This window comes from Aquidulcibacter paucihalophilus (assembly GCF_002105465.1).
GTDB lineage: Bacteria > Pseudomonadota > Alphaproteobacteria > Caulobacterales > Aquidulcibacteraceae > Aquidulcibacter > Aquidulcibacter paucihalophilus.
This window is the reverse complement of record NZ_NCSQ01000014.1, coordinates 38,386-56,270: the sequence shown is the minus strand read 5'-3', so window position 1 is coordinate 56,270 and position 17,885 is coordinate 38,386. Positions and strand designations below refer to the sequence as shown.

The 17,885-nt window shown below is 55.6% G+C and carries 20 protein-coding genes; 11 read left to right on the top strand and 9 right to left on the bottom strand.

Going from position 1 to position 17,885, the window contains the following annotated elements:
• Positions 1–47: 47 nt before the first annotated feature.
• From B7364_RS01035 to B7364_RS01025, 3 genes are read left to right on the top strand one after another with little or no spacing between them, the layout of a single operon-like run.
• The gene (locus tag B7364_RS01035; RefSeq protein WP_085338083.1) at positions 48–1,070 is read left to right on the top strand and encodes a hypothetical protein; all 1,023 of its coding nucleotides are present in this window, start codon (positions 48–50) and stop codon (positions 1,068–1,070) included.
• A gap of 49 nt (positions 1,071–1,119) precedes the next feature.
• Positions 1,120–2,214 (top strand): chorismate synthase, encoded by a 1,095-nt coding sequence (gene aroC / locus B7364_RS01030; protein ID WP_085338089.1) that lies wholly within the window; start codon positions 1,120–1,122, stop codon positions 2,212–2,214.
• Positions 2,215–2,219: 5 nt separating this feature from the next.
• Positions 2,220–2,783: a hypothetical protein gene (locus tag B7364_RS01025; RefSeq protein ID WP_085338082.1), complete on the top strand. Its 564-nt coding sequence runs from the start codon at positions 2,220–2,222 to the stop codon at positions 2,781–2,783.
• On the opposite strand, the gene B7364_RS01020 is transcribed toward B7364_RS01025, so the two are convergent.
• The 4 genes from B7364_RS01020 to B7364_RS01005 form a co-directional block, all read right to left on the bottom strand.
• Complete coding sequence (locus B7364_RS01020; RefSeq protein WP_085338081.1) at positions 2,755–3,318, bottom strand: DedA family protein; 564 nt, start codon at positions 3,316–3,318, stop codon at positions 2,755–2,757. The genes B7364_RS01025 and B7364_RS01020 overlap by 29 nt on opposite strands.
• A 31-nt stretch (positions 3,319–3,349) precedes the next feature.
• Positions 3,350–4,531, bottom strand: coding sequence for an acyl-CoA dehydrogenase family protein (locus tag B7364_RS01015; protein WP_085338080.1), 1,182 nt, complete (start codon positions 4,529–4,531; stop codon positions 3,350–3,352).
• A gap of 65 nt (positions 4,532–4,596) precedes the next feature.
• Positions 4,597–4,971 carry a hypothetical protein gene (locus tag B7364_RS01010; RefSeq protein WP_085338079.1) on the bottom strand — a complete coding sequence of 125 codons (375 nt, stop codon included), beginning with the start codon at positions 4,969–4,971 and terminating at the stop codon, positions 4,597–4,599.
• A gap of 32 nt (positions 4,972–5,003) precedes the next feature.
• Positions 5,004–5,840, bottom strand: a complete 837-nt coding sequence (locus tag B7364_RS01005) for a universal stress protein (protein ID WP_157893401.1) — start codon at positions 5,838–5,840, stop codon at positions 5,004–5,006.
• Between the two features lie 264 nt (positions 5,841–6,104).
• Between B7364_RS01005 and B7364_RS01000 the strand changes: the two genes are divergently transcribed.
• From B7364_RS01000 to nadC, 6 genes are all read left to right on the top strand, one after another.
• A complete protein-coding gene (locus tag B7364_RS01000) occupies positions 6,105–6,701 on the top strand; it encodes an HD domain-containing protein (RefSeq protein ID WP_085338088.1) in 597 nt (198 codons plus the stop codon).
• Positions 6,701–7,222: a tyrosine phosphatase family protein gene (locus B7364_RS00995; protein WP_085338077.1), complete on the top strand. Its 522-nt coding sequence runs from the start codon at positions 6,701–6,703 to the stop codon at positions 7,220–7,222. Before B7364_RS01000 ends, B7364_RS00995 begins: the two co-directional genes overlap by 1 nt.
• A gap of 1 nt (position 7,223) precedes the next feature.
• Positions 7,224–8,180, top strand: coding sequence for an NUDIX hydrolase (locus B7364_RS00990; protein WP_085338076.1), 957 nt, complete (start codon positions 7,224–7,226; stop codon positions 8,178–8,180).
• 158 nt (positions 8,181–8,338) lie between these two features.
• Complete coding sequence (gene nadA, locus B7364_RS00985) at positions 8,339–9,487, top strand: quinolinate synthase NadA (RefSeq protein WP_085338075.1); 1,149 nt, start codon at positions 8,339–8,341, stop codon at positions 9,485–9,487.
• Between the two features lies 1 nt (position 9,488).
• Positions 9,489–10,988: an L-aspartate oxidase gene (locus B7364_RS00980; RefSeq protein WP_085338074.1), complete on the top strand. Its 1,500-nt coding sequence runs from the start codon at positions 9,489–9,491 to the stop codon at positions 10,986–10,988.
• Positions 10,985–11,827, top strand: a complete 843-nt coding sequence (gene nadC, locus B7364_RS00975; RefSeq protein ID WP_085338073.1) for a carboxylating nicotinate-nucleotide diphosphorylase — start codon at positions 10,985–10,987, stop codon at positions 11,825–11,827. Before B7364_RS00980 ends, nadC begins: the two co-directional genes overlap by 4 nt.
• Here the strand turns inward: nadC and B7364_RS00970 are convergent.
• From B7364_RS00970 to B7364_RS00955, 4 genes are all read right to left on the bottom strand, one after another.
• A complete protein-coding gene (locus tag B7364_RS00970) occupies positions 11,824–12,276 on the bottom strand; it encodes a DMT family transporter (protein WP_085338072.1) in 453 nt (150 codons plus the stop codon). The two genes, nadC and B7364_RS00970, sit on opposite strands and share 4 nt — an antisense overlap.
• Complete coding sequence (locus B7364_RS00965) at positions 12,273–12,473, bottom strand: tautomerase family protein (protein WP_085338087.1); 201 nt, start codon at positions 12,471–12,473, stop codon at positions 12,273–12,275. The genes B7364_RS00970 and B7364_RS00965 overlap by 4 nt, the downstream gene beginning before the upstream one ends.
• A 74-nt stretch (positions 12,474–12,547) precedes the next feature.
• Positions 12,548–13,654, bottom strand: coding sequence for a hypothetical protein (locus B7364_RS00960; protein ID WP_085338071.1), 1,107 nt, complete (start codon positions 13,652–13,654; stop codon positions 12,548–12,550).
• Positions 13,655–13,997: 343 nt separating this feature from the next.
• Positions 13,998–14,876, bottom strand: coding sequence for an alpha/beta fold hydrolase (locus tag B7364_RS00955; RefSeq protein ID WP_085338070.1), 879 nt, complete (start codon positions 14,874–14,876; stop codon positions 13,998–14,000).
• Positions 14,877–14,929: 53 nt separating this feature from the next.
• On the opposite strand from B7364_RS00955, the gene B7364_RS00950 reads away from it, so the two are divergent.
• Together B7364_RS00950 and B7364_RS00945 are read left to right on the top strand one after the other, a co-directional pair.
• Complete coding sequence (locus B7364_RS00950) at positions 14,930–15,475, top strand: TetR/AcrR family transcriptional regulator (protein ID WP_157893400.1); 546 nt, start codon at positions 14,930–14,932, stop codon at positions 15,473–15,475.
• 9 nt (positions 15,476–15,484) lie between these two features.
• Positions 15,485–16,258, top strand: a complete 774-nt coding sequence (locus B7364_RS00945; protein WP_085338068.1) for an RluA family pseudouridine synthase — start codon at positions 15,485–15,487, stop codon at positions 16,256–16,258.
• On the opposite strand, the gene B7364_RS00940 is transcribed toward B7364_RS00945, so the two are convergent.
• A complete protein-coding gene (locus tag B7364_RS00940) occupies positions 16,255–17,793 on the bottom strand; it encodes a 2-isopropylmalate synthase (RefSeq protein ID WP_085338067.1) in 1,539 nt (512 codons plus the stop codon). The genes B7364_RS00945 and B7364_RS00940 overlap by 4 nt on opposite strands.
• Between the last annotated feature and the right edge of the window lie 92 nt (positions 17,794–17,885).

Sequence of the window (17,885 nt, the reverse complement as noted above, 5' to 3'; positions counted from 1 at the left end):
TCAAATGATTTGGGAATCCAGTTTGTCAACAGAACCTAATTAAGCATATGAATTTATATAAATTAGCAGCCATTCTTTTCTTTTTGAGTTCCAATCCGAGCCAGGCTCAGGGTGTTAGACCCGTCGACGTTCAAACCGCTTTTGCCAATGCCGTCATTGCCTGTTCTAAAGCTGTAGGCCGCGATGTAGCGCTTGAAACATCGGATGCACTTGAACAAGGAACCATTACGCCTGCAGACCCCAATAGACCCGCCCTGCTGACAGCCGGCAAGGGCGAGAAACTCTATGACGTTGGCCCAGCCAAGGGGATTGCGGTTATCCTCGTTGATACCGCCAAAAACTGTCGAATCATGGCTTACGGCCCGCGCGTTCTGCCGACCTACGCTTTGGTCGAAAAGGAGCTAAAGGCGCAGTCTAGTCAATGGACAAAAATTCAACAGGAAACAACGCCAGAAGACTTTATCGAACGCTATGAACATGTCGAAAGTGATGGAAGCATCGTCCATGTTTTCTTGATGGGAGGTGAGCCCGGTATGGGCTCTCGAATCTTTCGATTTCCGTTGCTTGGCGCTGATGTGAAGCGTTATCCTGCCAATTATTTGGAAGCCGCAACAGCCGCCTTTGCGGACGGAGCGCTTCAGTGCGCCAAGGCGATGCACCAAGCAATCACACTAGATAGCCTGCCCTCCGAAGAATTGCGCGACTGGACCTTACTCGAACAAAGAACGACTCTTGGTCAAACCTATCGCCGCTATGGCATGACACCGATCAACGACATCGTCAGCTTGTCCTCAACCAGCACGTCCAACTGCTACATTGGCGCGGCGTGGCTGGATGCAGAGGGTGCACTGAATGCTTCTTTGGCAAAGCTGTTGCAAACATTCCCGAGCTTAAAGGAAGTGAGCCGACGCGACCGCAACCATGTCAGAACAATTCTACTGACCTTCAAGGATAGCAATCAAAGTGACGTTTCGTTGGTATTCACTGTGGACAAGATTGGCGGCGTGAGCGCTTCAGAAAAACGAGCAAGATTGACTTTGTTGATCGAAAGGAGCGACCAACAGAGGTAATGGAAGGTGTCCCTTTCAAAATCAGGCCTTTGTGTTTAGGAAGATGGCCATGTCACACAATAGCTTCGGCCATCTTTTCCGTGTCACGACTTGGGGCGAGAGCCATGGGCCAGCGTTGGGCTGTGTGATTGATGGTTGTCCGGCAGGCCTCGCGTTAACACCAGCCGATATTCAAGCCGATCTTGATCGTCGTAAACCCGGGACCAGCCGCTTTGTCACGCAACGCCGCGAAGCCGATGAAGTGCGCATTCTATCCGGCGTTTTTGAAGATGATCGAACAGGTGGCCCAATCACGACCGGCGCACCCATTAGCCTGATGATTGAGAATACCGACCAGCGCAGCAAGGACTATTCCGAAATCCGTGACAAGTGGCGACCTGGGCATGCAGATTACACCTATGACGTCAAATATGGTGTGCGCGATTATCGCGGTGGTGGCCGGTCAAGTGCGCGTGAAACTGCGGCCCGAGTCGCGGCAGGCGCGGTCGCCAGAAAAGTCTTGGGGCCAGATATCACGATCCAGTGCGCATTGATCCAGATCGGCCCTCACAAGATTAATCGCGCCAATTGGGACTGGTCGCAAACGCGCGAAAACCCCTTCTTTGCCCCCGATGCCGCCATCGTGCCTGTGTGGGAGGCCTATCTGGATGAAGTTCGCAAAGCAGGATCTTCGACTGGGGCTGTGCTTGAAGTTGTCGCTTCGGGTGTGCCGGCGGGGTGGGGCGCGCCGATTTATGGCAAACTCGACAGTGATCTGGCTTCAGCACTTATGTCCATTAATGCGGTAAAAGGTGTTGAGATCGGTGCAGGCTTTGCAGCGGCACTGTTGAGTGGTGAGACTAATGCCGACGAAATGCGCCGTGGGCCCACTGGCGAGGTGGTGTTTTCGTCCAATAATAATGGTGGCATCTTGGGTGGCATCAGCACTGGGCAAGACATCATTGCCCGTTTCGCCATCAAGCCAACCTCTTCTATCCTAAACGAAGTCAATAGCTTAAACCGCGACCTTGACGAAGTCTCACTTCGAACCATCGGTCGGCACGACCCCTGTGTGGGAATAAGGGCGGCACCGGTTGGAGAAGCGATGGTGGCATGCGTCTTGGCCGACCATATGCTGCGACATCGTGGCCAAAAAGGTGGTTAGTGCCGATGGGCCCCTCTGATCGACCAGAGCTTTTAGGGCGCGTGTTCATCAGTGATTTTGACTCTCGGCCTGCCCGCGCCTTTGTGCTTGCTGGTATTGGCTTGTTCGGCTTAGCTGGATTTGCAAGCCTCGCCTTGCTTCGGACCGTCCCGCTGGTTCCGCTGCTTTGTATGGCAGCATTGGTCTTTCATTTCGCCCCTGCCCTATGGCCGCGCAAATCAGCAGTCAACTTGACGGCCGATGGCTTTCGCCTTGATGGTCTCGGCCTGATCCCTTGGGAAGCGATTGGGACGGTTACCTATCATGAGCGGCAGATCAATCCGAACCCGAATGCGCGTGTGATAGCCTTGCTAGAAATCGAGCTGATCGCAACATTTAATCTCGCGATTGTGCGCCCAGATACGAACCCACCTTGGCGACGCTTGCAAGCCAGAAACTGGCGTAAAGTCGGCGAAAGCCACCTCACGATCCTTTTGTCTGGTCTTACCGACGGCCCAAGAGATATTCGTCAGGCCTTTGAAGTCTTTCTCGGTTCACCGATCACAGGTCCGCGTGGGTTGATTGCTTGAGCTTAGCCTTGACCATTTTGACAGTGACAAACACCAAAATCGCAGAGATGAGTCCAATCGCGAGATAAAGTTGTCCTTTTTCGCCCGCAACTGTGCCGACAGTGGCGATCAAGACCCACGCAACAAAGGTGTAAGCCAAGGCCGACACCACTATCCAGCGGGCAAACAATCCAAAAGGGACACCAAAAAATCCAGCAGCGATATAGGCAGGAATGCGTGTTCCCGGCACGAAGCGGGCGATCATGAGAGTCTTTCCGGGATTCGCGACGATCTTAGCCCGAACTTGGGCCACACCGGGCTTTTCAGAAAAACGATGCGCCCATTTTTGGGTTTTTCCGGCCCAGCCAAGCCAATATTTCCACAATTCGCTGAGGATTAGGCCAAGTAACATCGCCGCCACGATCAGACGCCCATCAGCCATCTGGTCCATAGCGGGGTGGGCGAATGCGGTAACGGCAGCCAAGACTGCCGCATCTTCTTGAACAAAGGGGGCTATAAAAGCACCTAAAAAAATCAAATAGTCGGCTGGGATCATAGAGGACACAACGCTGACCCGTTAGATCGGGTTACAAGCCAAGCTGTCGAGCAGCCAGATCGCGCATAATTTCTTCAGATCCCCCGCCAATCGCATTGACCCGAACTTCACGATAAACACGTTCAATGCGCGATCCGCGCATATAGCTAGCGCCGCCAAAGATTTGGCTGGCTTCACGGGCACAGAACTCGAGTGTCTCGGTTGCTTGCACCTTTAGCAAACACAGGTCAGCGACCGGCGTTTCGCCTTGGCTGACCCGCCACGCACATTGATCCAACCAGGCGGTCGAGGTGGCGATCTTTTGCACCATTTGCGCCACCTTGTGCCGTACCACTTGATGGTCTGCTAAGCGCTTGCCAAAGGTCTGACGCTGACGAGCCCAGACAACGGCATCTTCCACACAGGCCCGTGCAGCGCTGAGCGCGCCGGCGGCCATGCCTAACCTCTCACCGTTAAAATTAGCCATAATGCCGTAAAAACCACCATTCTCAGCACCAATGAGGTTTTCGGCCGGTACTTCTACATCATCGAAGAAGATTTCAGCTGTATCAGATGCCCACCAGCCCTGCTTTTTCAATAGGTTGCGGGTAACGCCTTTGGCATTTCCATCAATTAGCAACAAGCTGATCCCGCCGGCCCCCGGCCCGCCTGTTCGCACCGCCGTGGTCAACCAATGTGACGTACAGCCACCGGTGATATAGAGTTTTGAGCCATTCACCCGGTAGATATCGCCGTCTCGGACGGCTCGGGTCTGCAAATTGGCAACGTCAGATCCTGCGTCGGGCTCTGTGATCGCAAGACTGATTTGCTGCCTACCGGCCAAAACTTCAGGGGCAATCCTAGCCTTCATTGCCGCATCACCCAAAGCCAAAACCGGTGGCAAACCAATCCCGTGGATCATCAGCGCTGCGGTGATACCACCCGCGCCAATCCGGCCCAACTCTTCGCTCGTAACAATGCCATGGTGCGAGTCATAATCGGGACCACGGCCCGTGCCACCATATTCAACCGGATATCCGGCACCCAGCAAGCCAAAGGCCCCTGCCCGCAGAAACAAATCGCGCGGGATGGCACCTGCTTCATCCCATTGGTCGACATAGGGCATGATTTCGCGGTCAATGAACCGACGCAATTGTGCACGCCACAAACCATGGCTGTCGCCCATGAACGGCGATTTGGGGCGGAGCGAGTCGAAATCGAGCGAGTCAGGCATTCCTAAACTTAAGCAGGCTTTCTCTGCCCTGACCAGTAGGCGCGGCGGGAAAGACTATCCCTAGCTCAATCATCCATCTCTTCGGCAACTTGATAGACCAGTGATTGGCCGCGCCGGGTGATGGTGACATAATCGCCGATGAACAGTCGGTGATCGGCCAGATGGTCCAAAGCCTCGTCTGGCCCTTCGCCGTCCTCGTCATAATGAACGCGCCACCGCCCACCGTTATGGCTTAGCCACCCATCTGCAAATTCTGCTGGATCAGGAGAGAAACGCCGAACCGTACATTTGGCACGATGGGCTTTCCAAGCCTCCAGGTCCAGATGACCATCTGAGCGAAGTGGTGCGACCAACACATAGCCTTGGCGACTATCCCCTTCTGGATAGCCAGCTGCAGGATTGCGGGCGAGACGAAGAATAATGCGCGTGAGTTCAGACATGGCTTGACCTTTCCAATTCTGGATGAAGAGCCCTAGTGGCAGAGCAGCAAAGATGGGGTGGTCGGTGTTTTCAAAAGTGTCCGCGTGACGCCGCCAAACACAAATTCGCGCGCGCGGCTATGCCCATAGGCCCCTGCAACCAAAAGCCCGGCGCTGTGCGTCGTGCAGGCCTTTAGGATTTCACTTGCCGCATCTTTAGAGGCATCGAGCAGGTCGACTTGGGCCTTGATTCCTTGACGGCTGAGCCAATCTTGCAAACGTGCAGGATCGCTTAAGTGCTTGCCTTCATCGTCTAGTGCTCCAACCGACTGGATAATGATAACTTTTCCAGCTTTGCGGAGAAGGGGTAAAGCAGCCTTTGCGGCGCGGCCTGCCTCAACGCTACCGTCCCAAGCGATGAGAGCTGTCCCAGTCAGCTGGCTCATGGCGCTGCGGGGGATAAAAATTGGGGCATGGGCATCCATCATTAAGGCTTCGAAGACAGGCGAAATTGTTGTTTTCCCGCGAACAGTCTCACAGGCAAATAGGACGACATCGCTGAGCGCTGCTCGGCGCGCGAGCAGCCGATCTTGCAACCCAATAAGCCGCTCCACGGTTAGGCCGGGATGCGCTGAGGCCAAGGCATCAACCCGGGATTTCACGTCGGCCCACGCTTGATCATTGCCGTCGCGGGCCGATTGAATGAGACTTGCTGAGGTTGTCGCAAAGGCCCCATCGGCAGACCAAGCCATGAGTTCTATTGGGTCAAGGTGAGCGAAGACACTTGCTACATTGGCATCTACCACATCAGCTAAGGCCAAGCCTTGCTGCAACAGGTCTACATCGGACGCATCGCCACGAAGCGGTACTAGAATTTCAGCTTGAGTCATGTTGCTTCCTCCACCTTTAGAGCTATGTGCGGTGTGGGTTGGGTTTGATTTCGATCCCATCCTACGTCGCCCCGTCTAGTTGCTGAGAAGTCCACTGGTATTTCGGTGTCATTCTCGGCATGAGTGTGTTTCCACGCTTAAGACATGGGGGCGCGCCACAGGCGTGCACAAGTGACAATCAACCGCATGAGACAAATGGCCACACAAGCTCCCGCCTCCCCGCGCAAAAGCGTTAAGTCCGCCCCACCCCGCGCATGGCAGCGCATGTTGTCGGGTCGCCGCTTGGACCTGCTCGATCCCTCGCCGTTAGACATTGAAATTGAGGACATCGCCCATGGGCTAGCCCGTGTTGCGCGCTGGAACGGCCAGACCACGGGCGACCATGCATTTTCGGTAGCGCAGCACAGCCTGATTGTGGAAGAAATTGCCGCATTCATTGAGCCTAGCCTGACACCCCAGGATCGCCTGATGGCGTTGTTGCACGATGCGCCGGAATATGTCGTTGGCGACATGATTAGCCCCTTTAAAAATGCTTTGGGTGTCGATTATCGTGCGTTTGAAGACAGGTTAGAGCGTGCGGTCCATATCCGGTTTGGTCTACCGCCAAAAACACCTGCGACTTTAAAGAAGCTGATCAAGCGGGCAGACCTCGCCTGTGCCTTTTTTGAGGCAACCCAAGTTGCGGGATTTGGCCATGAGGAATCGGTCGGCTTTTTTGGCGCGCCTCCCGCTGGCCTTGCCATTACCATCGATCCTTGGCCTGCCCGACAGGCCCAAACCGCCTATGTCGCTCGTCATCAGGCATTGATCAGCCAGATTGATGCGCAAACTCTGCGCCAACGGCACAAGAAGGCTATGTAATGCCCTTTATCTCAGTCTGTTCCCTCGCCCTGGTCCCATCCACCGTCACGCGGTTACGGCCTTGGGGCATGATCACGCTCTTAGACCCGTCGAGCATGATTGAAACACCGGAGGGCCTGTCACCTGACACGCATCTGCGGCTAGGTCTCAATGACGTTACCTATGTGCAGGAAGGCTTGATTACGCCTGCCGAAGCCCATGTTGCGGCTATTTTGGACCATGTGCAGGCATGGGATCAGGCCGCGCCATTGGTGATACATTGCTGGGCCGGTGTCTCACGCTCCACCGCTTCTGCCTTTATCGGTGTCTGCGCTTTGAACCCAGAGGTTCCCCCGCTGAGAATTGCGCACTATATCCGCGAGGCCTCCCCCACTGCGACCCCCAATCGTCTTTTGACGCGTTATGCCGATGATGTTTTAGGGCGCGGCGGGGCGATGGTTGATGCCGTTGACGCAATCGGCCGTGGCGAAGATTGCTGGGAAGGTGTAGCCTTCGACTTACCAGCCCGGTGGGAGCCCTAGCATGAGTGCCACGCAACGCGTCATTATCGGCCTATCCGCCGTCGTCGTGGCAGCAAGCGGCAAAGGCCCTGAAGTTCTTTTGAGCGGCGCTCCTGGTGCCATCGGCCTACCCTTCGGAAGTTTTGATCCTATTGGACACCGCACCTTCGAATTGGCGGTACGGGACTTTGTAACATCACAGACAGGCTTTGCGCTCGGCTATGTCGAGCAGCTTTACACCTTTGGCGACAAAGGCAGAGAAGCGCCCTTGGCCGATATGGGTCAATCTTCTGACGCTGATCGTGTGGTGTCCGTGGGCTATATTGCCTTGGCGGGCAGCATTGATGAAGGCCAGCGGCGCGCCGGCGTGTGGGCCGACTGGTACCGATTTTTCCCGTGGGAGGATCGGCGGAGCGAGGCGGGAATACGCGCCCTCGAACTTCTTCTGCCTGACCTGAAAGCTTGGGCGACCACGACAGAGCGACAAAGCCGAGTTGCCATGGCATTCGGCCTGCACAGCCAATCTTGGCAGGAATCTCAAGTTTTGGATCGATTTGAACTTCTCTATGAAGCGGGCTTGGTTCATGAGGCCCAGCGTGATCGGGCCAAGGGCCAAGTACTGGCTGCGCCACCAGCCGAGCGCACGTATGTGGGCGAGCCTTTAGTCTCTGATCATCGCCGTATTTTGGCCACCGCCATGGGCCGATTGCGCGCGAAAATCCGCTATCGTCCGATTGTATTCGATCTCGCCCCTGCCCGCTTTACATTGAGTGAGCTCCAAGACTTGGTTGAGGCTTTGTGCGGCGTTAAGCTACACAAGCAAAACTTCCGCCGCACACTGGAACGCTCAGGTCTTGTGGAATCGACAGGGGCGATGCACGCTGAAACGGGTGGTCGCCCGGCCATGCTGTTCACGCGCAGTGCCGTAAGCCGGCAAGCCGGGGCCACGGGTCTTAGTTTACCGCTCGCCAAGCGCTAAAGCACTTCATCCAAGGCCCCTGCGAAGCGGGAACATGAATAGTGTTTGACAGACCCTTATGCTCACACTAAGTATAAGTGCCTAAGCCAAATGGGGCTGTCGCTCTAGGCGTAAGACACTAATGCTCAGATTGAGTATTAGTGATCAGGAGATTGAGAATGGCCGTTCTGAATTTACGTGCGAAACCGGCTCACAACAGCAAGGCAACCGGTGCAGCTAACCAGCTTTCCCCGGCTGCAGCGCGAGGTTTGGTCTATGACGCGGCTGTCAAGGCAGAAACAGACCACCTTTACGACATCGTGCGCCATGTCATCACTCCCCTAGAATGGCCAGCCTATGCGCCCTTGATCGCGGCGATTAACCGTCTGAAGAAAGAGCGCGATGCCGTTATTCTTGCACATAATTATATGACGGCAGAGATTTTTAATTGCGTTGGCGACTTTAGGGGCGATAGCCTTGGTCTTGCCCGCGAAGCCGCTAAAGTTGCAGCCAAAGTAATTGTGCAGGGTGGCGTCCATTTCATGGCCGAAACCTCAAAAATCCTCTCGCCTGAGAAGACGGTGCTGATCCCGTCGATGAAAGCTGGTTGCTCGCTAGCCGCTTCGATCACCGGCGAAGACGTACGGCTGATAAAATCCCGCTATCCCGGCCTCCCGGTAGTCACCTATGTCAACACGACCGCGGAAGTAAAAGCCGAGAGCGATATTTGCTGTACCTCATCCAATGCCATCCAAGTTGTGGAAGCAATCGCGAAAGACTGGGGCGTCGATCAGGTCATTATGCTGCCAGACGAATATTTGGCCAAAAATGTTGCTGCGCAAACGGGTATCAAAATCATCTCATGGAAGGGCAAATGCGAGGTGCATGAGCGTTTTACCGCCGATGATATTGCCGAGATTCGTGCTTCTCACCCCGGTGCCATCATTTTGGCCCACCCCGAGTGCCCGCCTGAAGTGGTGGCCGCCTCGGACTTCATTGGTTCGACAGGGGCAATGAGCGACTATGTTCAGGATTATAAGCCCCAGAAAGTAGTCTTAATCACCGAATGCTCCATGAGCGACAATGTCGCTGTGGCCAATCCGGATGTGGAATTCGTCAAACCCTGCAATCTATGCCCGCATATGAAGGTGATCACGCTGGAAGCCATTTATGACGCGCTGAAAGAGATGCGGTACGAAGTGGTGGTCGATCCCGACATCGCCGCGCGTGCCAAGCAGGCCGTTGATGCCATGTTGGCCATTCCCCCCGCTCCAGCAGGTAAGTTTGATCCCACGCGACAAGTACCTGACTCTTTGGAATTGATCTGAGGTGGACACACAACGCCTGAAGGACGGTAGTGTCCTGATCATCGGAGCGGGTCTGGCTGGCCTGTTCCTCGCCCTGAAGCTTGCGCCGCGCCCCTGTGTGGTGGTTTCACCCGCCCCCTTTGGGCAAGCAGCATCGAGTGCTTGGGCACAAGGTGGCTTGGCCGCCGCCCTGGCCCCGGAAGACAGCGCCCAAAGCCATGCGAAGGACACCATCGCGGCAGGCGCAGGTTTAGTCGACCCGATTATCGCCATGCTGATCGCCAAAGACGGGCCTGCACGCGTGCGCGATTTGCTGGAATTGGGGGTGGCCTTTGATCGCCGAGAAGATGGCAGTCTAGCCCTGTCCTTGGAAGCGGCACACAGCTACGCGCGCGTTGCCCGCGTTGCAGGCGATTTAGCCGGCCGCGAAATCATGTCTAATCTGATCAAAGCCGTGCAGGCTTGCGACCACATTACTTTGGTTGAAGGCGTTGCTGCGCGCGCTCTTCTGCAAACTGAAACTGGGCGCGTCGGCGGTATTTTGGCGATGAATGGTAAGCCGATCCGCCTTGAAGCGGAAGAAACTGTGCTGGCAACTGGTGGCTCAGGCGGCCTGTTCCGCGTTACCACCAATCCTGTAGAAGCAGCGGGCCAAGGCCTCGGCATGGCGGCGCGTGCTGGCGCCCTGGTGGCTGACGCGGAGTTCATCCAATTCCACCCCACCGCCATGGATTTAGCGCGTGACCCAGCCCCACTGGCAACCGAAGCTTTGCGCGGGGATGGGGCGCACTTGGTGAACCAAGACGGCACGCCTTTCATGAGTGCTTATCATCCCCTCGCCGACCTTGCACCGCGCGATCAGGTTGCGCGCGCGGTGGCAAGCGAAATTCAGGCGGGTCGAGGTGCGTATTTGGATTGTCGCACAGCCATTGGGGCAGGCTTCCCCGAGCACTTCCCAACGGTGTTTGCCGCCTGTGCGGCGGCTGGCATTGACCCGCGCAATGATCTGATCCCAGTTGCGCCTGCGGCCCATTATCATATGGGGGGCATCGTTACCGACGTTTGGGGCAAAACCACGCTAGACGGGCTTTCTGCTGTTGGGGAATGCGCTTCCACTGGCGTGCATGGGGCCAATCGCTTGGCGTCTAACTCACTTCTTGAAGCGGTAGTCTTTGCCCATCGGGTTGCAGAGCGCTTGCGCGAAACATCCTTGAGCGGACAGGCGGGCGGTGATGCACCTTCGATCTTGCCCTTGCCGAAAGAGGCGAGGCAGCTTTTGCGAAGTGAGATGACCGCTAAAGCAGGTGTTGTGCGTGATGCGGCAGGTCTGACCAGCCTTATTGACATGATCCAAGACCTGAAAGCCCAACATGGGTCTACCAATGAATTGATCACCGCCAGCCTGATTGCGGAGGGCGCCTTAGCGCGGCAGGAAAGCCGTGGCGGACATTATCGCAGCGACTTCCCACATGAACTCACCCCTGCGAAGCGCAGCTTCGTCACCTTGGACATAATGCGATGACCTATTTGCCCGATGTGGTACTTGAGCCGATTGTTCGCTTGGCGCTCGCCGAAGATTTGGGGCGGGCGGGCGATGTCACCACGTTAGCGACCATTGACCCCGACCTAGAAGTCCAATGGGTATTGCGGGCGCGCAGCGCCGGCATCTTAGCTGGCCTTGATGCGGCCTCTCTTACGCTGCGCCTGATTGATCCTAGTGCGACCCTCATGCCGCGCCTGCCCGAAGGGGCGGTTCTAGCGGCCGGTGATGTGATCGCCACTTTAAGCGGCAAAGCCCAAAGCCTGTTGATGGCAGAGCGGGTGATGCTGAACTTCCTTGGACCCTTGTCTGGAATTGCAAGCCTAACAGCCCGCTTTGTCGAGGCGGTAAAGGGCACCAATGCCAAAATTACCTGCACGCGCAAAACCACACCGGGCCTGCGCGCACTTCAGAAAAAGGCGGTGCGGTTAGGCGGCGGCTCTAATCATCGGTTTGGCTTGGATGATGCCATTCTGATCAAGGATAATCATGTAAGCGCTGCCGGCGGCATCATCCGAGCCTTAACCCGCGCCAAAGCCTATGGCGGCCATTTGCTGCCCATCGAAGTAGAAGTCGACAGCCTGCAGCAATTGGAAGAAGCCCTGCCCTTTGCGCCTACCTGCATCATGCTGGATAATTTCAGTTTGGAGGACTTAAAGGCCGCTGTGGTGCGCGTGGCTGGGGCTGTGACCCTGGAAGCCTCTGGCGGGGTGACTCTCTCAACCGTGGGCGAAATTGCCGCCACTGGGGTCGACTATATCTCGGTCGGGGCCCTCACCCATTCCGCCCCCTGTACCGATCTGGGGTTGGATGAGGGCTAACCGGTCCTTCGCGCCAGAAAGACCCCTCCGACCATCAAAACAAGGCCTATTGCCCGCGTTAGGTTCAACGGATAGCGCTGCGCCCCGAAGAGGGCGAAGTGATCAATTGCGGTCGCGCTGACCAATTGACCGAGCAGAACCAGAAAGATTGCATTTCCAACCCCGATGCTGGGTGCGGCGAGCGTCACCGATAGGACGTAAAACGCAACCAATAGCCCACCGAGCCAAAAGCTGAGGGGCGCGACAGGTCTAAACGGATTGGTGGTGCCGGTCGCCAAAACCACAAGGCCTGTCGCAATGGCGCCGACGATGAAGAGAACAAAGGCTGCGGCAACGGGGCTCCCAAGGCGCACGCCCAGACCGCTATTGAGAGCCGCCATAATGGGGATACCAAAACCCGCAAGCAGCATCAGAACCGACAGCCAGATCGGTGCTGCCCCGCCGCTCATGTCTTAGCTCGCCTTTCGGTCACGGTCCGTCCGCCAATTCCCCAATTGTCGGTTTCAACTTCGTCGATAATGACAATCGTGGTTTCGGGGTTCTTATTGAGCTCAACCCGCAAGAGCTCTGTCACCCCGGCAATCAGGGCGGCCTTCTTTTCGGGCGTCAGTCCGTCGGGGGTCACTTTGATGTTTACAAAGGGCATGATCACTCCTTTTCCGCCGATCATGCTCGAGAATGTTGCTGCTTTCGGCAAGCCCCTACTTCTAGCTTCGGTGTTTATTGCCGGAGGCGAAGTGGCACATTGGCACCACCCGCCTGGTTGCCAACACCAGTCGGCACAGGGACGGGTGAGCCCTCATAATCTGAGTTAATGATCAGTCGCGTATTGTTGCAAAGATTGATGTTTCGCGCGACAATGACGCTCCATTGCGACCCCTCGGCCACCTCACCTGTCGCACTTACCTGAAGGCGCGTCATGGGTAGATATATGGTCCCCAAGAGCTTATCGACATTGCTTGAAGCAATCGTGAAATTGGCATAATTGCCGCGTGTCGAAGCGATTACAAAACCAGCCCACTGGCCAGAACGTCGACCAGACAGGGACACGCTGCTATTCTGGCTAGCGTCCAGCGCATTGCCCCCAGTGAACATCAACAAGACATCCTCCCCTTCAAGTCGGCTCTGCCCTCGAAGCTTCAAACCCTTGCAGAAGTAATGTTCTCCTGGCAGCAGTTTGAGAACAGACGTCCCAGTCATGTTGTATTCAATGCGATGGATGCCGGGTGATAAAGTAACCGTATCTGCTGACGTCACAAACTGCCCGCCGTCAGGAACAGTGGTGCAATCGGCGGGCGGGGCAATGGTGCGACTTCGGAAAGGGTCATTAATCTTCAGAGCCCCACTATTGGCTGCTGGGGTGAAACCTGAACCGGTCGCCACCCCTGTTGCGCGGGGACTGCCAGCCTCAACCGGGGCCGTATTTCTGAGCTCAAAGTCACTGTTGGAATGGACAATGCAATTTCGAGCGCGAATGCTGCTGTTGTTTGCGGCTGTTATCCCTTTGCCACCGACTGTTGCATCATCACCGATAACGCAAAGGGGCTGAATCTGCATGGATTCCGCAATTGCTTTCACTTCAATTCGAAACCCCCCAGGGGGAACTAGGTCCCCAAAGAACGACGGTCGCAGCGCAAGCCCTTCAACCGTATAGGTGCCATCGCTGCCTTGTGTTGCGTTGAATGAAACCGTCGCACGATTGGCGAATTCGCCGACTTGCGCCATGGCAAAGCGTTCTACATCCGTTTTGGATTGCCGGGCACTTGACCCTACCAAGGTAAGATTTTGTGCGCCTGAAAGTGCGGCAGCATCGGCAGCGGTTTGCATAAGGGCTCTTTCGCGACCTAGGGCGACAAACTAGCTCGCCATCGCGACAAGCATGGCCAGCGGGATTGCAGCAATGGCAACGGTCACAGCCATATTGCCTGACTGCGTTCGATCCTTTTTCAACCCGTCGACAGATCGGAAGAAAAGCATTTTAGACACAACATGATGAAAACAAGGCCAAAGCTACCCCTGAAACCTATTTAATCGAATTGTAGTTAATGCCGCCCAAACGCAAAGATCATTTTCAAAGAGAAAATCGATATTTTATTTGAATTTATTCAAATCTTGGTGATGCCTACTTGAGGATCAGGACCGAATTTGTTCCGCCAATCATCGAAATTGTTTAAGTGAGATCGAGATTGCGAACAAAGCGAAGAAAAGCGGATTGAAATGCCTGCGGGTCTTCAAGGAAAGCCGCATGGTTGCCTTTGAAAAACTCAACCCGTGCATGGGGGACTTTCTCTGCCGCCCGCTTAGAGCGTGACCAGGCAACAATTTGGTCTGACTTAGCCCATGCAAATAGGACGGGCAGGTTGAGTGCCTGAGCCCTTTCGGCCAAATTTGCATCGACTAGTCCAAAACTATGCCATGCTTGCGCCAGGATCGGCGCCATCTCAGGTCCAGCGGCAACGATGCGAGCGCGCTGGGCATGCGCTGCCGGGCCCGACAAAACCAACCGATAGTAAAGTTCAAATGCTTGGGGAAACCAGCTTGCGCCCCGGGCACCGGCTTTGAAAAACGCGACCAACAGCTTGATTACATGGGTCGCAACCAGATCTAGCGGGGCGAGCCCACCAGGATTGCATAACACCAAAGCCGACATGGCTTCTGGCTGATCGTGACCAGCGATCAAAGCCGCCGCCCCACCGATAGAATTCCCAATAATGATAGGCTTGGCCTTACCAAACAGAAGCGGCAATAGTGCCAACAAAATCGCAGCATACCGCTTGGCGCTTGCAGGCACTCGGCTTGCATCCACGGGACTGGCCCCGTGGCCTGGCCAATCCACGCAGACGACTTCAAAGCCCTGAGGCACTAAAGCCTCTGCTAAATTCTCAAAGTCACGTCCACCATGGGCTGTCGCATGTAAACACAAGACGGGTGTGCCGGCTCCACGACGCGAAACGGCAACACGTGTCCCCGCAGCTTCCACAAAGTCATAGGGCTTTTGAACACCCACAGCGGCGCGAAACGAGTGTACTGGAAGACGAGATTGGTTCATACTCAAATAAGTGATATGAATATCACTTAATGTCAAGTTCGCGGGACAAGCCAATGAAAAATCGAAAGTCGGGGCGCGCGGAACTTCTCAAGGCCGCCCAGCTTGAATTTGAAGATCACGGGTTTGACGGCACACAAACAAATGCGATTGCGCGGCGGGCGGGCTATGCTCCGCAAACCTTCTACCGGCACTTTCCAGATAAAAAGGCGATTTTTCTGGCCATTTATCTGGACTGGACTCAAGCAGAGGCGCAGGGCTTGGCCAAAGCCGATACCATCACAGCCATGATCGACACGCTTTTAAGCCATCATGTCGCGCATCGTTTGTTTCGCCGCTCGCTGCGGCAGCTTACGTCGACAGATCCTGAAGTTGCCGCCGTTCGGGCACAGTCGCGGCAACAACAAATGAGCGCTCTAACGAGCCGCTTTCCACATCTTTCCAATCTTGAAGCTTTGACTTTGATTTTTACGCTTGAGCGCCTCTGTGACGCCTGGGCAGAGGGTGAGTTTGAAGCCTGCGGCATTAGCAAGGAACAAGCACGGTCTTCCATGAGTGCGATCTTAACGAGCGCCTTGCGAGCAGCGCCCAAGATGGGATAGTCAGCCGCGATGGCATATCGACCTACCCGCCACTTCCCAGCCAAAGGCCCACCCGCGCTGAGCCAAGAAGAGCAAGTCTATATTCGCGACTTGGTTTTCTATGAGGACGATGCGTTGATCGCTTTTAACAAGCCTTCGGGCCTTGCCGTTCAGGGCGGATCGGGTGTGAAACGCGACATTGATCGGCTGCTGGCTGCTTTCGCAACTCGCAAAGGTCGAAGGCCGAAACTTGTCCACCGTCTAGATCGGGAAACATCGGGGCTATTGATTGTCGCCAAAACCAGCTCTGCTGCGGCACATTTATCAGCCCAATTTGCTGGAAGACAGCTTCACAAGCGCTATCTGGCCCTGGTCAGTGGCTTGTTGGCCGACAAGCAAGGCCACATTGACTTGCCATTGGTCAAAATCAAATCGGCTGGCATTGACCTGATGCGCCCTGCCACTGCCGGAGATGGGGAAATACAAACTGCCCTTACCGCCTACCGGGTGCAGGCTGCGGCTCCCGCTGCTTCCTTGGTAGAAATTAGTCCCCAAACAGGGCGCATGCACCAAATCCGAGTGCACTTTGCTGCAATTGGCCATGCGCTTGCAGGCGATACAAAATATGGCGGACTAGTGATGCTCGCCAATAAGCCCTGCCCGCGCTTGATGTTGCATGCTGAAGCGTTGGACTTCACGCACCCCAAAACGGGTGAACCCATGCACCTTCACGTCCCACCACCGGACGATTTTTCCGATTTTGTTCGCGCGGTTATTCCCAATTGCACAAGCGGGCAGGCTTAGCCTGCCGCTTGCGCATCCTCACCGCGTTCGCGCTTAGCCCGCAGCCGCGCCAAGGCGCTGGCATAGGCTTTTGCCGACGCCACCAATGTATCGGCGTCAGCGGAGCGTGCCGTTACGAAGCGACCATGCTCGCTCAAACGCACCGAGACCTCGGCTTGTGCATCTGTGCCCTCGGTGACCGCATGGACCTGATAGAGGTCCAAGACAGCGCTATGGGGAACGAGCGCTGAAATCGCGTTAAAGACCGCGTCAACCGGTCCATTCCCGCGCTGGGTTGTCCAAGCAGATTTTCCATCAATTTCGAGGTCAATTTCAGCAGTTTGCGGTCCATCTGTCCCCGCAACAACCCGAAGACGCAAAACTTTGATCGCGTCGTCAAAATGGGCGGCTGCATCATCAACCAAAGCAATGATGTCATCGTCATAGACGTGTTTCTTCCGGTCGGCGAGCGCTTTGAACCGGCCAAACGCGTCTTGGAACGCATTATCAGACAATTCATAGCCCATATCGCGGAGCTTATCCTTGAATGCGTGGCGGCCCGAATGCTTGCCCATGACTAGATTGGTCGCCCCTTGGCCGACGTCTTCAGGCCGCATAATCTCATAAGTCTGGGCATGCTTCAGCATACCATCTTGATGGATGCCACTTTCATGCGCGAAGGCATTCTTGCCGACAATCGCCTTGTTATACTGGACAGGGAAGCCGGTTATCCGGCTTACCATTTTGGACGCCATCATCAGACGTGTCGCATCCACACCAGTCGCATAGGGCATGCCATCGCCGCGGACGCGGAGTGCCATAATGATTTCTTCTAGCGCGGCATTACCCGCGCGCTCACCCAAGCCATTAATCGCGCACTCAATCTGGCGCGCGCCGCCTTGAACAGCTGCCAAGGAATTGGCAACTGCGAGACCCAAATCATTGTGGCAATGCGCGGAGAAGATTACATCATCGGCACCGGGTACATTGGCGATCACATCGGCAAACAAAGCGCCATACTCAGTGGGGAAAGAATAACCAACTGTATCGGGCAGATTGATGGTGGTGGCACCTGCACGGATCGCCGTCTCCACCGCGCGCAACAAAAAGTCGCGCTCTGTGCGGGTGGCATCTTCAGCAGACCATTCGACATCATCTGTGTAATTGCGGGCTAGAGAGACGGAACCATGGATGGCTTCAAGCACGGCTTCTGGTTCCATCTGAAGCTTATGCTTCATGTGAATCGGTGAGGTTGAAATGAAGGTATGGATCCGCTTCAAAGGTGCCGGACGCAACGCCTCCGCGCAACGCTCGATATCCTTCGCCCCGGCCCGTGAAAGACCACAGACCGTGCTCGTTTTGATGGTGCGCGCAATGGCTTGAACCGCGTCAAAGTCTCCCTGGCTGGCAATCGGGAAACCTGCTTCAATAATGTCAACGCGCATGTCTTCGAGCAATTTTGCGAGCTCGATCTTCTCATCATGCGTCATAGAAGCGCCGGGCGACTGTTCGCCATCGCGCATAGTGGTGTCAAAGATACGGATAGATTGGGTCATGATGTTGTGTGGCCTGATTTGCTGAAGATTTGAAGAGCGGGCCTTTGCTGGCCCTTCCGGCGCTTTACCCCTGAGCGCCGTCCCTCAGCCAA

Bases quoted from the DNA above. Each gene is read 5' to 3' on its own strand.
- B7364_RS01035 (WP_085338083.1), top strand. From the start codon at position 48: ATGAATTTATATAAATTAGCAGCCATTCTTTTCTTTTTGAGTTCCAAT.
- aroC (WP_085338089.1), top strand. From the start codon at position 1,120: ATGTCACACAATAGCTTCGGCCATCTTTTCCGTGTCACGACTTGGGGC.
- B7364_RS01025 (WP_085338082.1), top strand. From the start codon at position 2,220: ATGGGCCCCTCTGATCGACCAGAGCTTTTAGGGCGCGTGTTCATCAGT.
- B7364_RS01020 (WP_085338081.1), bottom strand. From the start codon at position 3,318: ATGATCCCAGCCGACTATTTGATTTTTTTAGGTGCTTTTATAGCCCCC.
- B7364_RS01015 (WP_085338080.1), bottom strand. From the start codon at position 4,531: ATGCCTGACTCGCTCGATTTCGACTCGCTCCGCCCCAAATCGCCGTTC.
- B7364_RS01010 (WP_085338079.1), bottom strand. From the start codon at position 4,971: ATGTCTGAACTCACGCGCATTATTCTTCGTCTCGCCCGCAATCCTGCA.
- B7364_RS01005 (WP_157893401.1), bottom strand. From the start codon at position 5,840: ATGACTCAAGCTGAAATTCTAGTACCGCTTCGTGGCGATGCGTCCGAT.
- B7364_RS01000 (WP_085338088.1), top strand. From the start codon at position 6,105: ATGTTGTCGGGTCGCCGCTTGGACCTGCTCGATCCCTCGCCGTTAGAC.
- B7364_RS00995 (WP_085338077.1), top strand. From the start codon at position 6,701: ATGCCCTTTATCTCAGTCTGTTCCCTCGCCCTGGTCCCATCCACCGTC.
- B7364_RS00990 (WP_085338076.1), top strand. From the start codon at position 7,224: ATGAGTGCCACGCAACGCGTCATTATCGGCCTATCCGCCGTCGTCGTG.
- nadA (WP_085338075.1), top strand. From the start codon at position 8,339: ATGGCCGTTCTGAATTTACGTGCGAAACCGGCTCACAACAGCAAGGCA.
- nadC (WP_085338073.1), top strand. From the start codon at position 10,985: ATGACCTATTTGCCCGATGTGGTACTTGAGCCGATTGTTCGCTTGGCG.
- B7364_RS00970 (WP_085338072.1), bottom strand. From the start codon at position 12,276: ATGAGCGGCGGGGCAGCACCGATCTGGCTGTCGGTTCTGATGCTGCTT.
- B7364_RS00965 (WP_085338087.1), bottom strand. From the start codon at position 12,473: ATGCCCTTTGTAAACATCAAAGTGACCCCCGACGGACTGACGCCCGAA.
- B7364_RS00960 (WP_085338071.1), bottom strand. From the start codon at position 13,654: ATGCAAACCGCTGCCGATGCTGCCGCACTTTCAGGCGCACAAAATCTT.
- B7364_RS00955 (WP_085338070.1), bottom strand. From the start codon at position 14,876: ATGAACCAATCTCGTCTTCCAGTACACTCGTTTCGCGCCGCTGTGGGT.
- B7364_RS00950 (WP_157893400.1), top strand. From the start codon at position 14,930: ATGAAAAATCGAAAGTCGGGGCGCGCGGAACTTCTCAAGGCCGCCCAG.
- B7364_RS00945 (WP_085338068.1), top strand. From the start codon at position 15,485: ATGGCATATCGACCTACCCGCCACTTCCCAGCCAAAGGCCCACCCGCG.
- B7364_RS00940 (WP_085338067.1), bottom strand. From the start codon at position 17,793: ATGACCCAATCTATCCGTATCTTTGACACCACTATGCGCGATGGCGAA.